The organism is Nocardioides sp. ChNu-153 (assembly GCF_030466625.1).
Classification (GTDB): domain Bacteria; phylum Actinomycetota; class Actinomycetes; order Propionibacteriales; family Nocardioidaceae; genus Nocardioides.
Window position 1 is genome coordinate 177,715 of record NZ_JADEVT010000004.1, and the last position, 14,397, is coordinate 192,111.

Annotated in this window: 15 protein-coding genes; 12 read left to right on the plus strand and 3 right to left on the minus strand. The window is 74.2% G+C overall.

Going from position 1 to position 14,397, the window contains the following annotated elements; translation table 11 throughout:
- Positions 1–53: 53 nt before the first annotated feature.
- Positions 54–1,271 carry a PspC domain-containing protein gene (locus tag INN71_RS08325; RefSeq protein ID WP_277500378.1) on the plus strand — a complete coding sequence of 406 codons (1,218 nt, stop codon included), beginning with the start codon at positions 54–56 and terminating at the stop codon, positions 1,269–1,271.
- Positions 1,268–1,639, plus strand: coding sequence for a hypothetical protein (locus INN71_RS08330; RefSeq protein WP_277500379.1), 372 nt, complete (start codon positions 1,268–1,270; stop codon positions 1,637–1,639). The genes INN71_RS08325 and INN71_RS08330 overlap by 4 nt, the downstream gene beginning before the upstream one ends.
- A 1-nt stretch (position 1,640) precedes the next feature.
- On the opposite strand, the gene INN71_RS08335 is transcribed toward INN71_RS08330, so the two are convergent.
- Positions 1,641–2,876: a glycerophosphodiester phosphodiesterase gene (locus tag INN71_RS08335; protein ID WP_277500380.1), complete on the minus strand. Its 1,236-nt coding sequence runs from the start codon at positions 2,874–2,876 to the stop codon at positions 1,641–1,643.
- A 104-nt stretch (positions 2,877–2,980) separates the two neighbouring features.
- Positions 2,981–3,589, minus strand: a complete 609-nt coding sequence (locus INN71_RS08340) for a DUF4245 family protein (protein ID WP_277500381.1) — start codon at positions 3,587–3,589, stop codon at positions 2,981–2,983.
- 163 nt (positions 3,590–3,752) lie between these two features.
- On the opposite strand from INN71_RS08340, the gene INN71_RS08345 reads away from it, so the two are divergent.
- The 10 genes from INN71_RS08345 (at position 3,753) to INN71_RS08390 (ending at position 13,534) form a co-directional block, all read left to right on the plus strand.
- Complete coding sequence (locus tag INN71_RS08345) at positions 3,753–4,145, plus strand: molybdopterin-binding protein (RefSeq protein WP_277500382.1); 393 nt, start codon at positions 3,753–3,755, stop codon at positions 4,143–4,145.
- A 44-nt stretch (positions 4,146–4,189) separates the two neighbouring features.
- Complete coding sequence (gene modA / locus INN71_RS08350; protein WP_277500383.1) at positions 4,190–4,960, plus strand: molybdate ABC transporter substrate-binding protein; 771 nt, start codon at positions 4,190–4,192, stop codon at positions 4,958–4,960.
- Positions 4,957–5,787: an ABC transporter permease gene (locus INN71_RS08355; RefSeq protein WP_277500384.1), complete on the plus strand. Its 831-nt coding sequence runs from the start codon at positions 4,957–4,959 to the stop codon at positions 5,785–5,787. The genes modA and INN71_RS08355 overlap by 4 nt, the downstream gene beginning before the upstream one ends.
- On the plus strand, positions 5,784–6,830 hold the full coding sequence (locus INN71_RS08360) for an ABC transporter ATP-binding protein (RefSeq protein WP_277500385.1): 1,047 nt from the start codon (positions 5,784–5,786) through the stop codon (positions 6,828–6,830). The genes INN71_RS08355 and INN71_RS08360 overlap by 4 nt, the downstream gene beginning before the upstream one ends.
- Complete coding sequence (glpX, locus tag INN71_RS08365) at positions 6,820–7,866, plus strand: class II fructose-bisphosphatase (RefSeq protein ID WP_277500386.1); 1,047 nt, start codon at positions 6,820–6,822, stop codon at positions 7,864–7,866. Before INN71_RS08360 ends, glpX begins: the two co-directional genes overlap by 11 nt.
- 32 nt (positions 7,867–7,898) lie before the next feature.
- Positions 7,899–8,999, plus strand: a complete 1,101-nt coding sequence (locus INN71_RS08370) for an alpha/beta fold hydrolase (RefSeq protein WP_277500387.1) — start codon at positions 7,899–7,901, stop codon at positions 8,997–8,999.
- 212 nt (positions 9,000–9,211) lie between these two features.
- Complete coding sequence (locus INN71_RS08375) at positions 9,212–10,528, plus strand: extracellular solute-binding protein (RefSeq protein WP_277500388.1); 1,317 nt, start codon at positions 9,212–9,214, stop codon at positions 10,526–10,528.
- On the plus strand, positions 10,525–11,460 hold the full coding sequence (locus tag INN71_RS08380; RefSeq protein WP_277500389.1) for a carbohydrate ABC transporter permease: 936 nt from the start codon (positions 10,525–10,527) through the stop codon (positions 11,458–11,460). The genes INN71_RS08375 and INN71_RS08380 overlap by 4 nt, the downstream gene beginning before the upstream one ends.
- Before the next feature lie 3 nt (positions 11,461–11,463).
- A complete protein-coding gene (locus tag INN71_RS08385; RefSeq protein ID WP_277500390.1) occupies positions 11,464–12,312 on the plus strand; it encodes a carbohydrate ABC transporter permease in 849 nt (282 codons plus the stop codon).
- A gap of 4 nt (positions 12,313–12,316) precedes the next feature.
- Positions 12,317–13,534, plus strand: coding sequence for an ABC transporter ATP-binding protein (locus tag INN71_RS08390; protein WP_277500391.1), 1,218 nt, complete (start codon positions 12,317–12,319; stop codon positions 13,532–13,534).
- 80 nt (positions 13,535–13,614) lie between these two features.
- Here INN71_RS08390 and INN71_RS08395 read toward each other — a convergent pair whose 3' ends face one another.
- Positions 13,615–14,277, minus strand: coding sequence for a DUF1707 domain-containing protein (locus INN71_RS08395; RefSeq protein ID WP_277500392.1), 663 nt, complete (start codon positions 14,275–14,277; stop codon positions 13,615–13,617).
- Positions 14,278–14,397 lie beyond the last annotated feature (120 nt).

The following is a 14,397-nucleotide window of genomic DNA, read 5'->3' on the forward strand; positions in this document are numbered from 1 at the left end:
ATCAGGGGCGTCCCCGATGGTCGGGAGACCCGCGGCGCACGAGGCTGGGACGCATGACGACGACACACGACGAGGCACCCGCCTCCCCCGGCGGGCCCCGGCCCGGCGACGCCCACGACCACGGCCCCCGCGTGACGGGGGCGCAGGTGCGCGACCTGCGCCGGCTGCGGCGCTGCCGGGACGACCGCTACGTGGCCGGGGTCGCGGGCGGGCTGGCCCGCCACCTCGACCTCGACCCCCTCGTCCTGCGTGTCGCGCTGGCCGTGCTCGTGCTGTTCGGCGGCAGCGGTCTGCTGCTGTACGGCGCCCTGTGGCTGCTGGTGCCCTCGGACGACACCGAGGAGGCGGTCGTCCCGCTCGACGACCGCAGCCGCGCGGTCGCGCTCGCCGTCGCGGGGGCCCTGGCGGCGCTCGCCCTCCTCGGCGACCTCGTCGAGGGCTGGGTGCCCTGGCCCTTGCTACTGGTGCTGCTCGTCGTCGCGCTCGTGGTGGGCGGCCACCAGCGCCGCTCGACCGCCCGCACGCCCGGCTCCGGCCCCGCGACCACCACGGGCACGCCGTACCCGGGGACCCACCCCGGGGGCGACGCCGCGGCCGGGCACCCGCCGTACCCGTCCGTGCCGCGGTACGTCGCGCCGCAGCGTCCGCGGAACCCGCTGCGCCGCGGCCCCCTGCTGTTCTGGTTCACCGGCGCGCTCGTGACGTTCGGCGTGGGGCTCCTGGCCCTGGTCGACGTCGCGGGCCTCGCCGTGACGCCGTCGGCCTACCCGGCCCTCGCACTCGCCGTGGTCGGCACGATGCTGGTGGTCGGGGCGTTCTACGGCCGCGCCGGCGGGCTCGTCCTGGTCGGCCTCGTCCTGGCCGGGGTCACGGCCGTGACGGCCGCGGCCGAGGAGGCCAGCGCCGGGGAGCGCGTGGTCGTGCCGTCGGGCGCCGACGGGGTCCAGGACCGCTACCGGCAGGGAGCGGGCGACCTGCGGGTCGACCTGTCCGGCGTGCGGGACGCCGACCGGCTGGCCGGGCGCACCGTGCGGATCGAGGCGGGGGCCGGGCGGGTCGAGGTGGTCCTGCCGGCCGGGCTCGACGCCGAGGTCTTCGTCGACGTCGGCCTGGGCGGCGCCGACGTGCTCGGGCGGGTCGAGGACGGGCCGGGCGTGCAGCTGCGCGAGGCCCACGACGCGCCCGGCACGACACCCGGGGTGCGCACCGAGGAGGCCCTCGGCCTCGACATCAGCCTCGGGCTCGGCGACGTCGTGGTGGTGACCCCGTGAGCGCCCCGCACCCGCCGCTCCCCGAGCCGGACCACACCCAGCCGCTGACGACGAGCAGCACGAGCAGGACGGAGACGACCGTGGCCACTCCCACCGCGACCGACGGGTCCGACCAGACCGAGGGGACCGAGCGGATGGAGGGGGCCGAGCAGCCGGCCGGCACCTGGCTGGAGGCCGGGCGGCACCCGGTGAACGTCGGCCACCTCGTCATGGGGGTGGCGTTCCTGGGCCTCACCCTGGTGTGGGCGCTGCTGGTCTCCGGCGCGGTCGAGGCGGTGGACGCCCGCTGGCTGCTGCCGCTGCCGTGGCTCGCGGCCGGGGGCGCCGGCATGGCCGCCACCGTGGTGGCGGCCCGCCGGCACCGCTGACTCAGCGCCGCCGGCGCGGCTGCTCGGCCACCCAGGCGTCGCGGGCCCGGACCGCGATGTCGGGGTGGTCGGCGAACAGCACGTCGACGCCCGCGTCGAGGAACGCCCGCGACTCGGCCGCGAGGTCGCCGTGGGCGTTCGGGTCGGTGCCGATCCGGAAGTTCGTCGCCATGAACTGGTTCTCCGCCCGCAGGGTCCACACGACGACCTCGAGCCGGGCGCGGTGCGCGTCGCGCACCAGCGAGCTCGGGGCACCCGTCGCGCCCGTCGCGGGGTTCCGCGGCAGCACGCGGTCCTTGTGCGGCGCGACGTGCTCGGCGTACCGGGCGATCTGGCGGAGACCGGCCGGGGTGACGAGGTCGTCGTACGTGCGGGGGTCCCCGGCCGCGACCAGGTCGTACGGCGCGCCGGCGGCGTCGACGAGCTGGGCCAGGGGCACGTCGGTGAGGCGGTCGAGGTCGCGCAGGTTCTGCGTCTCGAACGACTGCACGACCACGTCGTCGCGGCGGCTGTCGAGGCCGTGCTCGTCGAGCGTGGCCACCAGCGGCTCCTCGAGGCTGAGGCCGATGGAGTCGAAGTACGTCGGGTGCTTGGTCTCCGGCGCGACCGTGATGTCGCGGCCCACCTCGCGGGACTCCGCGGCCACGAAGGTCAGCACCTCGTCGAGCGTGGGCACCTCGTAGAGGCCGTCGTACGCCGTGTTCCCCGGCCGCACCTGCGGCAGCCGCTCGACCGCGCGGAGCGTCTTGAGCTCGGCGAGGGTGAAGTCCTCGGTGAACCAGCCGGTGACGGCCCGGCCGTCGATGGTCTTCGTGGTGCGACGGTCGGCGAACTCCGGGTGGTCGGCGACGTCCGTCGTGCCGCTGATCTCGTTCTCGTGGCGCGCGACCAGCACGCCGTCGCGGGTGCTGACGAGGTCGGGCTCGATGGCGTCGGCGCCCTGGGCGATGGCGAGCTCGTAGGCCGCCAGCGTGTGCTCGGGGCGGTAGCCGGAGGCGCCACGGTGCCCGAAGACCTCGGGCTGGTCGTGGCGGCCGTTCCCGTGGCCGTTCCCGTGGCCGTTCCCGTGGCCGTTCCCGTGGCCGCGGTCGGCGGCCTGCGCGGGGGTGGCGGCACCGGCGGGTGCGGTGGGGGCGACGAGGGCGAGAGCGGCCGTGGCGACGACGGCCGGCGTGGCGGTGCGCAGGGCCCGCGACAGGGCCCGCGGCAGGGTGCGAGAGGGGTTCCGAGAGGTCATGCGGTCCACCCGAACGCAGCCGGGCGACGCAGCCCGGTCACCGCGGTGGCGCCCGCGTGACCCTGGGACGACCCGTGGATGAACCGGCTGCGGGTGGCCGCGGGTCAGCCCCGGGACAGCGGCGCGTCGGTCAGGGAGCCGGCGAGGTCGACCAGCTCGTCCTCGTCGAGGCTGCCGTAGACCACGGCCACCGCCGGCGCCTCGGCCTCGGCGGCGGGCAGGGCCCGCACGAGGGCGGTGTCCGAGCCCTCGGTCCACACGCCCCACCCTCCGGCGACCGCGGTGGTGGAGGAGGACACCTCGACGCTCCCGTCCGCCTCGCGGTCCTCGCCGAGCACGGTGTCGAGCACCGCCTCCTGGTCGGCGAGCGTCACCTTGACCCCGGCGAAGCGCTCGCCGTCGACGAGCATGCCGAGGGTCCACTCCGGCTCGTCGCCGAAGGGGAGCCGGGCGGAGGTGGCCTGCCACCCGTCGGGCAGCTCGGCCGGGTAGAGCACGGGGAAGCCCGACTCCTGGCCGGCGCGCACCGCCGAGAGGTAGTCGACCTCCTCCACGGGCGCGACGGACTCGGGCTCGGCGCGGAAGAAGTCGCGGAAGACGACGAACGCCACGACCGCCAGCACCAGCACGATCATCGACCCGACGAGTCCCCCGACGTTGCGCTCGTACCGGCCGGGCTTGCCCACGGGGGCGGGTCGGGAGGGTTCGCTCACGGCGCCCATCCTCCCACCCGCGGCGCGACGTCCCGCAGCCGCCGCCCGGGCGCCAGCATCCGCGGGGCCGTGGTTCCGCGGATGCGGGCGCCGGGGCCGCCCAGACCCGCGGATCCGCCCGATCACGCTGCTACTCACCGCACCTGCGGCATGATGGCTCCTCGTGGACACCTACCGCGTGGCCGAGGCCGCCGCCCTCCTCGGCGTGAGCGACGACACCGTGCGCCGCTGGATCGACGCCGGGCGCCTGCCCGCGCGGCGCGAGGGCGGCCGGACGGTGGTCGACGGCCCGGAGCTCGCGGCGTACGCCGCCCGCGAGGCCGACCAGCAGCCCGACGACGCCCGCGCCGGCGCGGTGAGCGCCCGCAACCGGCTGCCGGGCATCGTCACGCGGGTCGTCGCCGACACGGTGATGGCACAGGTCGAGATGGTCTGCGGGCCCTTCCGGGTCGTGTCGCTGATGAGCGCCGAGGCGGCCCGCGAGCTGGGCCTCGAGCCCGGCGCCCGCGCCGTCGCGTCGGTCAAGTCCACCACCGTCGTCGTCGAGCGCCCCTGATGCGCCCGGCCCCGCCTCCCACCGGCCGACCGATCGGAGCCCTCGTGCCCCTCCCCCGCACCCGCCGCCCGCTCGGCGCCGCCCTCGCCGCGCTCGTGGTGCTCCCCCTCGCGGCGTGCGGCTCCGACGCAGGTACGACGGGGGGCGACGACGCGCGCACCCTCACCGTCCTCGCGGCCGCGTCCCTGACGGGCACCTTCACCGAGCTGGCCGAGCAGTTCGAGGCCGAGCACGAGGGCGTCAGCGTCGACCTGGTGCTCGACTCCTCGGGCACCCTGGCGGACCAGGCCGCGCAAGGCGCGCCGGGCGACGTGCTGGCGACGGCCGACACCGCCTCGATGGAGCGCGCCGGGGACGCCCGGGCCGACGACCCGGCCGTCTTCGCCACGAACGAGCTGGTGCTCGTCACCCCCGCCGCGAACCCGGCCGGCGTCACGGGCATCGCGTCCCTCGACGACGACGCCGTCACCTACGTCGTGTGCGTCGAGACCGCCCCCTGCGGGGTCCTCGCCGCGCAGGCGCTGGCCGACGCGGGCGTCACGCGCGAGCCGGCGAGCCTGGAGCGCGACGTCAAGGCCACGCTGGCGCGGGTGAGCGAGGACGAGGCCGACGCCGGGCTGGTCTACCGCACCGACGCCCGCGCCGCCGGCGCCGACGTCGCGACGTTCGACCTCCCGGGGTCCCTCGTCACCGCGTACCCCGTCACCACGCTGGCGCAGAGCGCCCATCCCGACCTGGCGGCGGAGTTCGTCGACCTGGTCCTGTCCGAGGCCGGCGCCGACGTGCTGGGCGCCGCCGGGTTCGGGCCCCCGTGAGCGACCGGGCGACCCTGGGACGGCCGCCGGCGCTGCTGTGGGTGCCCGCCGCGCTGGCGGTGGTCTTCCTGGCCGTGCCGCTGCTCGCCCTCGTGCTCGCGACGCCCTGGTCGTCCCTGCTCGCCGACCTGCGCTCCCCCGACGTGCTCGCCGCCCTGCGGCTGAGCGCGCAGACCTCGCTGGCCACGGTCGTCGCGTGCCTGGTGCTCGGCACTCCCCTGGCGTGGGTGCTGGCCCGTGTCGACTTCCCCGGCCGCGGCCTCGTGCGGGCGCTCGTCACCGTCCCCCTCGTGCTCCCGCCCGTCGTCGCCGGCGTCGCCCTCATCGCGGCGCTGGGACGCAGCGGCCTGGTCGGCGGGCCGCTCGACGCGGCCACGGGGCTGACCCTGCCCTTCACCACCGCCGCGGTCGTGGTGGCGCACACGTTCGTGTCGCTGCCCTTCTACGTCATCAGCGTCGAGGGGGCCCTGCGCTCCGCCGGGGAGGGCTTCGACGAGGTGGCCGCCGGCCTCGGCGCGACCCGGTGGTACACCTTCCGCCGCGTCACGCTCCCGCTGGCCCTGCCCGGCGTCGTCGCCGGGTCGGTGCTCGCCTGGGCGCGCTCGCTCGGCGAGTTCGGCGCCACCGTGACGTTCGCCGGCAACTACCCCGGCACCACCCAGACGATGCCGTCGCGCATCTACGCGGTCTACCTCGCCGACCCCGAGGCGGCGCGCACGCTCGCGATGATCCTGCTGCTCGTGTCGGTGGGGGTGCTCGCGCTGCTGCGCAACCGGTGGCTCACAACCGGCGCCGCCCCACGGGTCGGGACGGGGGTAGTGGCGTGAGCGGGCTGGTCGCCGACCTCGACGTGCCCGGGCGGCTGCGGGCCGCCGTACGGGCGGAGGAGGGTGACGTGCTCGTCGTCGTCGGCCCCAACGGGTCGGGGAAGACGACCCTGCTGCGCTGCCTCGCCGGCCTGCTCCCCGGTGGCCCCGCCGAGGTGGCGGTCGCCGTGGGCGGCCGTTGCTGGACCTCCCCCCTGCTGCTCCCCCGCGACCGGCGGGTCGGGTACGTCGTGCAGGGCCAGGCCCTCTTCCCGCACCTCGACGCCCGGGAGAACGTGGCCTTCGGGCTGCGCGCCCGCGGGGTGGAGCGCCGCGCGGCCCGCGACCGGGCCGACGCCGAGCTCGAGCGGCTCGGCGTCGGGCACCTCGCCGAGCGGCGGCCCGGCGAGCTCTCCGGGGGCCAGGCGCAGCGGGTCGCGATCGCGCGGGCCCTGGCCACCGACCCCGAGCTCCTGCTCCTCGACGAGCCGTTCGCCGGCCTCGACGTCGGGGTGGCCGCCACCCTGCGGGTGGAGCTCGCCCGCCACCTCGCGACGTACGGCGGCACCACCGTCCTCGTCACCCACGACGCCGTCGACGCGCTCGCCCTCGGCACGCGGATGCTGGTGCTCGAGGACGGCCGCGTGGCGCAGGAGGGCACGCCGGCCGAGGTGGCCGCCCGTCCCCGCACCGACCACGTGGCCCGGCTCGTGGGCCTCAACCTGGTGCCCGCCGGGCCGGCCGGGCTCGCGGCCTTCCGGCCCAGCGCCGTCACGCTGTCACCCGGCGCCCCCACCGCGCCGTCGGGCTCGGCGCGCCTGCGCTGGCGCGGGCGGGTCGAGCAGGTCGTCCCGTACGGCGACGGGGTCCGCGTGTCCGTGCGCACCTCCGGCGACGGACCGGACGCCCTCCTGGCCGACGTCACGGCCGCCGCGGTGGCCGAGCTGGGCCTGCACCCGGGGGTCGAGGTCTGGGCGAGCGCGAAGGAGACGGCCGTGACCCGCTACCCGGCCGGTGCCGCCGACGACGCCGCCCCGACGCTACGATCCGGCCATGGCGACTGATCCCTCGACGGTGTCCGACCTGCCCGAAGACCTGCGGGTCGAGCCGGAGGCGCCCGACCGCAACCTCGCGCTCGAGCTCGTGCGGGTCACGGAGGCGGCCGCCATGGCGGCGGGGCGCTGGGTCGGCAAGGGCGACAAGAACGGCGCCGACGGCGTCGCCGTCAACGCCATGCGCGTCATGATCTCGAGCGTCGGCATGAACGGCACGGTCGTCATCGGCGAGGGCGAGAAGGACGACGCCCCGATGCTCTACAACGGCGAGCGCGTCGGCAACGGCACCGGCCCGGAGTGCGACGTGGCCGTCGACCCGATCGACGGCACCACCCTGACCGCGAAGGGCATGGCCAACGCCGTCGCCGTGCTGGCCGTCGCCCCGCGCGGGTCGATGTACGACCCCTCCGCCGTCTTCTACATGGAGAAGCTGGTGACGGGCCCCGAGGCCGCCGACGTCGTCGACATCCGCCTCCCCGTCGCCGAGAACATCGCCCGCGTCGCGAAGGCCAAGCGCTCGGGCGTCGAGGACGTCACCGTCGTGCTGCTGGACCGCCCGCGCCACGAGCAGATGGCGCAGGAGATCCGCGACGCCGGGGCCCGCATCAAGTTCATCACCGACGGCGACGTCGCCGGCGCCATCGCCGCTGCCCGGCCCGGCTCCGGCGTCGACCTCCTCCTCGGCGTCGGCGGCACCCCCGAGGGCATCATCACGGCCTGCGCGATGAAGTGCCTGGGCGGCACCATCCAGGGCCGCCTGTGGCCCACCGACGACGAGGAGCGCCAGCGCGCCCTCGACGCCGGGCACGACCTGGACCCCGACCACGTGCTCCACACCGACGACCTCGTCACGGGCGACGACTGCTTCTTCGTGGCCACGGGCATCACCGACGGCGAGCTCATGCGCGGCGTGCGCTACTCCGGCGGCGGGGCCACCACCGACTCGCTCGTCATGCGTTCGCGCAGCGGCACCATCCGCCAGGTCGTCTCCGAGCACCGGCTCAGCAAGCTGCGCGCCTACTCCGCCATCGACTTCGAGCGCTGAGCCCGTCGGGAGCGGCTGTCATCATGGCGGGCATGGCCCCGGACGACCCCGCCCGCACCCCCGAGACCGCCCCCGAGACCGCCCCCGAGACCGCCCCCGAGACCGCCCCCGAGACCGCCGACGAGACAGCGGCGGACGTCGGGGCGGAGGAGCACCTCGACGCCGGTCTGGCGCCCGAGCCGGAGGACGTGGAGCCGGGGACCGACCTGCCGCCCGGGCTGGCCGCCGTACCCCGCTCGCCGGAGTCGTTCGCGCCGGTGCGCGACGACCTCGAGCTCTGCTACCAGACGTACGGCGACACCGGGGACCCGCCGGTGCTCCTCGTCATGGGGCTCGGCGGCCACATGACGTGGTGGCCCGACGAGCTGTGCCGGATGATCGCGGCCGAGGGCTACTTCGTCGTGCGCTACGACAACCGGGACGTCGGCCGGTCGACCCGGGTGGCCGAGCGCGTGGGCAAGGCCGCGATCGTGCGCGCCTTCCTCGGCCTGCCGGTGCACGTGCCCTACACGATGGCCGACCTGGCCGAGGACGCCGTGCTGCTCCTCGACCACCTCGGCATCGACCGGGCGCACGTGGCGGGGGTCTCGATGGGCGGCATGATCGCCCAGACCCTGACGGTCGACCACCCGGAGCGGGTGCTGTCGCTGACCTCGATCATGTCCACGACCGGCAACCGCCGTGTGGGCTGGCAGCACCCGCGGCTGCTGCCCGTGCTCGTCGCCCCGCGCCGCCCCGACCTGGAGTCGTACGTCGCGAGCACCGCCATGATGGCCCGCCTCATCGGCTCGCCGGCCTACACCGACACCGACGACGCAGTGCGCTCGCGGGCCGTGGAGACCCACGGGCGGGGCGTCAGCGGGTCCGGGATCCTGCGGCAGATGGGGGCGATCCTCACGCAGCCCGACCGCACGGCGAAGCTGCGCGAGGTGCGGGTGCCCGTCACCGTGCTGCACGGCAAGCAGGACCGGATGGTGCACCCCTCGGGCGGGCGGGCGACCGCCGCGGCCGTTCCCGGCGCGCGGCTCGTGCTCGTCGCCGGGATGGGCCACGACCTCCCCCGCGGTCTCTTCCCCTCGTTCGCCGACGCCATCACCAGCACGGCCCGTCGGGCGACCCGCGCCACCGCCTGAGGACCGCCTGAGGCGCCCCTGAGGGGGCGGGGGGCGCGCCGTACCCATCCCTGGTCCGCACATACCCCCTCCGCACCGCCCGACCCCCTTTCTGACCTGGGGTTACGCTCACGAGACGTTCCGTGGCACCAGGGGCGGCCGGGGTGCTGGACAACGCCGCCGCGAAGGTCTAGACCTGAGGGCCACACAACTCAATGGAGAGGGAGTGGCACATGGGTGGCCCCCATCCCCGTCTCGGACGGAGGGTCGGCGCGGCGGCGACGCTCGTGCTGGCGGCGAGCACGCTCACCGCGTGCGGCAGCTCCGGCAAGCCGACGCTGAACTGGTACATCAACCCCGACGGCCAGGCGACCTTGACGTCGCTGGCCGAGCGGTGCAGCACGGACGACTACGACATCGAGATCCAGCTGTTGCCCACGGGCGCCACGGACCAGCGCACGCAGCTCGCGCGCCGGCTCGCCGCGTCGGACAGCTCGACGGACCTGATGAGCCTCGACCCGGTCTTCGTGCCGGAGTTCGCGAGCGCCGGCTGGCTCCTGGAGCTGCCCGAGGACGTGGCCTCGGCCGTCGTCGACGACGACGTCCTCGCCGGTCCCGCGGAGACCGTGACCTGGGAGGACGGCGTCTACGCCGCGCCGCAGTGGGCGAACACGCAGGTGCTCTGGTACCGCCAGTCGCTCGCCGACGCGGCCGGCATCTCCGAGGACCTCGAGGCCGGCACCGCGACCTGGGAGCAGGTCATCACCGCCGCGTCCGAGAACGGCGCGACCGTGGGGGTGCAGGCCGACCGCTACGAGGCCTACATGGTGTGGATCAACGCGCTGGTGCAGGGCGCCGGCGGCGAGATCGTCAGCAACACCGAGGCCGGCGTCGACGCCGAGGTCGAGATCGACTCCGAGGCCGGACGGGCGGCCGCCGCGGTCGTCCAGCAGCTCGCCGACTCCGAGGCCGCGCAGTCCGACCTCTCCGTCTCCCGCGAGGGCACCTCGCTCGGCGCCATGTTCGCCGAGGGCAGCCCGGGCGAGTTCATGACCAACTGGACGTTCGTCTACAAGAACTACGAGCCCAGCGAGACCAACACGGTCGTCACCGAGGAGCAGTTCGGGGACCTCGCGTGGGCCCGCTACCCGCGCACCGTCGAGGGCGAGGCGTCCAAGCCCCCCGTCGGCGGCATCAACATCGGGGTCGGGGCCTTCACCGAGCACCAGGACCACGCCCTCGAGGCCGCCCAGTGCGTCACCGACCCCGAGGCCCAGCTGGCGCTCGCGGTCACCGACGGCCTCATGCCCGCCCGGGCGTCGGTGTACGACGAGCAGGAGCTCGTCGACGCCTACGACCCCACGCTGCTCGAGCTGTTCCGCACGAGCGTCGAGGAGGGCGGCCCCCGCCCGAAGAGCGCGTTCTACAACCAGATCTCGGGCGCCGTGCAGTCGCAGTGGCACTCGCCCTTCGACGTCGACCCCGAGAGCACCCCGCGCGAGTCGGCGGAGTACCTGCGCGAGGTCCTGAGAGGGGAGGCCCTGCTGTGACCCACACCGTGACCGCACCCGCCCCGGAGGCGCAGCGGAAGAAGGCCAGCGACCGGGCCGTGGCCGAGAACAAGCTCGGCATGAAGCTGGTCGCCCCGGCTCTCGTCGTCATGCTCCTCGTCACGGCGTTCCCGATGCTCCAGGCGCTGTGGCTCTCGCTGTCGAACTACGCCCTCACGGCGCCGGACGACCGGTCCTTCGTGGGCCTGCAGAACTACGTGACCGCCCTGACCGACCCGCTGTTCTGGCGCACGATGGCCGTGACGGTCGGCATCATGATCGTCACGGTGTTCTTCGAGCTGATCATCGGGTTCGTGTTCGCCCTGGTGATGCACCGGGTGATCTTCGCGCGCGGCATCATCCGCACGTCGATCCTCATCCCCTACGGCATCATCACGGTCGTCTCGGGCTTCGCCTGGCAGTTCGCCTTCAGCGGCACGAACGGGTTCGTGAACCTGTGGCTGCCGTTCGTCGAGGGCAACTTCAACTGGTTCGGCGAGCAGTTCCCGGCGCTCTTCGCGATCTGCGTCTCCGAGATCTGGAAGACCACGCCGTTCATGTCGCTGCTGCTCCTCGCCGGTCTGGCGCAGGTGTCGGAGGACATGATCGAGGCCGCCAAGGTCGACGGCGCCACGTGGTGGCAGCGCCTGTTCCGGGTGATCCTGCCGAACATGCGGGCCGCGATCATGGTCGCGATCCTGTTCCGCGCCCTCGACGCGTTCCGCATCTTCGACAACATCTTCGTGATGACGGCGGGCGCGGTGGGCACCGAGTCGGTCTCGTTCCTCACCTACCGCCAGGTGATCGAGCAGTTCCAGATCGGCATGGGCTCGGCACTGTCGGTGCTGCTGTTCCTCTCGGTGCTCGTGATCGCCTTCCTCATCGTCAAGCTCTTCCGCGTCGACCTCGCCGCGGCCCGGCAGGAGGGATGAGCGATGGGTAACGGTTCCGCGCTCCGCAAGGCCGGCATCGCCGTCGGCGCACTGCTGATCCTCGTCTGGTGCCTGCTGCCGGTCGCCTGGATCATCTCGCTCTCCTTCAAGTCGCAGGAGTCGATCACCAACGGCAGCCCCGGGTTCTTCCCCGCCGACGGCGGGTTCGCCGGCTGGGACAACTACGTGGCCGCCTGGGAGAACGACCAGTTCCGCCGGGCCATCTTCAACTCGATCGGCATCTCGCTCATCGCGACGCTGCTGTCGGTGATCGTGGCCACGCTCGCGGCGTACGCGATCGCGCGGCTGGAGTTCAAGGGCAAGAAGCTCGTGCTCACCACGGCACTGGCGATCGCCATGTTCCCGGTGGTCTCGCTCGTCGGCCCGCTGTTCGACCTGTGGCGGGCGATCGGGCTCTACGACACGTGGCCCGGCCTGATCATCCCGTACATGTCCTTCACGCTGCCGCTGGCGATCTGGACCCTGTCCGCCTTCTTCCGGGAGATCCCGTGGGAGATGGAGCAGGCCGCCCAGGTCGACGGCGCCACGTCGTGGCAGGCCTTCCGCAAGGTGATCGTGCCGCTGGCGGCACCCGGCGTGTTCACCGCCGCGATCCTCACGTTCTTCTTCGCCTGGAACGACTTCGTCTTCGGGATCTCGCTGACCTCCACCGAGGCCGCGCGACCGATCCCCGCGTCGCTGTCGTTCTTCGTCGGGGCAGATCCGTTCAACCGGCCGGCGTCCCTGCTGGCCGCGGGAGCCGTCATCGCGACGATCCCGATCATCGTCATCGTGCTGGTCTTCCAGCGCAAGATCGTCGCCGGGCTCACGTCCGGCGCAGTGAAGGGATGATTCCGTGGCCGGCATCCAGATGAAGAACATCGTCAAGAAGTACGGCGACGGCTTCCCCGCGGTGAACGACGTCTCCATCGACATCGCGGACGGCGAGTTCGTGATCCTCGTGGGGCCGTCGGGGTGCGGGAAGTCGACGCTGCTGCGGATGATCGTGGGCCTGGAGGACATCACCTCCGGGGACATGGTCATCGGCGAGAAGCGCGTCAACGACCTGGCTCCCCGCGACCGCAACCTGGCGATGGTGTTCCAGAACTACGCGCTCTACCCCCACCTCACCGTCTACGAGAACATCGCGTTCCCGCTGCGGCTGGCGGGCGCCTCCGACGCCGACGTCGACGCGAAGGTCCGTGAGGCATCGGCGACGCTGGAGCTCGACGAGCACCTCGACCGCAAGCCCGGCAACCTGTCGGGCGGTCAGCGCCAGCGCGTGGCCATGGGCCGCGCCATCGTGCGCGACGCCGACGCGTTCCTCTTCGACGAGCCGCTGTCGAACCTCGACGCCAAGCTCCGCGGCCAGATGCGCACGGAGATCGCGCGGCTGCAGAAGAAGCTGGGCATCACCACCGTCTACGTCACGCACGACCAGACGGAGGCCATGACGCTCGGCGACCGCGTCGCGGTCCTCAAGCGGGGCGTGCTGCAGCAGCTCGCGTCGCCGCGGGAGCTCTACGAGAACCCCGGCAACCTCTTCGTCGCTGGCTTCATCGGCTCCCCGCCGATGAACTTCCTGCCGGCCGAGGTGGACGGCACGAAGGTGCAGCTGCCGTTCGGCACCGTCGAGATCCCGGCCGACCGGGCCGAGAAGGTCGCCGGCCGGGGCCTGCTCATCGCGGGCATCCGCCCCGGGGCCTTCGAGGACGCGTCGCTCGTCGACGAGGCGAAGGCGCCGACGGGCTCGACGTTCCGGGCCAAGGTCGAGGTCGTCGAGTGGCTCGGCAACGAGACCTACGCCTACCTGCCGTTCGAGGCGCCGCCGGAGGTCCAGAAGCAGCTCGAGCAGTTGGAGAAGGACCTCGACGGCGACCAGCTGCGCACGCAGCTCGTCATCAGCCTGGACGGCGCGAGCCGCGTCCGCGAGGGCGACGAGGCGGAGATCTGGGTGGACACCTCGCAGATGCACCTGTTCGACCCCGCGACGGGCGAGAACCTGACGGTGGACCGCACCCGCGCCGGGCGCATCCCGGAGCTGGACGGCCCCGCCACCCGCACCACCGCCTGACCCACCGCGAACCGCGACCCGGGCACCGCCCCGGACGCACGACGGCCCCCGGTCCACCAGGACCGGGGGCCGTCGGCGTCTCACTCGAGGAGCTTGCGCTTCCGCCTGCGCTCCCCCGGCATGGCCTTGCGGGTGACGCTCACGCCGCCCATGAGCGCGACCCCGCGGACCCGCACGACGGGCGAGTGCTCGTCGTACTGCGCCTCGACGCGGTCGCGGCCCTGCTCGAAGCCGCCCATGATGCCGACGCCGTCGATGACGACCCGGGTCCAGGCGTTCACGGTGATGTCGACCCCGCCCATCAGCGCGTTGGCGATGATGACGACCTCGCGCGACGCGAAGCGCGCCTCCCGCAGGTCGAGCTCGACCCCGCCCATGAGGGCGAACGCGTTGTGCGTCGGCCCGACCTCCCACACGCCCTTGCGCGAGACCCCGCTCATCACCGCGACGCTCACCGCGTAGTGGTCGGCGGGCACGGGCGCGCCGCCCGTCGACTTCGTGAACGAGACGGGCGACGGCGCCGCCGCCCCCGGTACGGCGAGCCCGCCCCCCGTGGGCGCCTCGCCGGGGAGGTCGGCCAGCAGCGGCACGAGGTCGGCGTAGATCTTGGCGCCGTACGCGGCCTCGAGCCGCTCGTCGAGCTCGTCGGGCTCGAGGCGGCCCTCCCCCGCCGCGTCGCGGAGCAGGTCGGCCACCTTGTGCCGGTCGGCGTCGGAGATGCGCAGCTGGGACGGATCGCTCACGCGCCCCAGCCTAGGTGTCGTGGGCCGGTGCCGGGACCCGACGAAGGTCGGGGTCGGCGGGCGCGAGCGTGCGGGTGAGGGCTCCGGGGGTCCGGGGCTCCGGGGCTCCGGGGCTCCGGG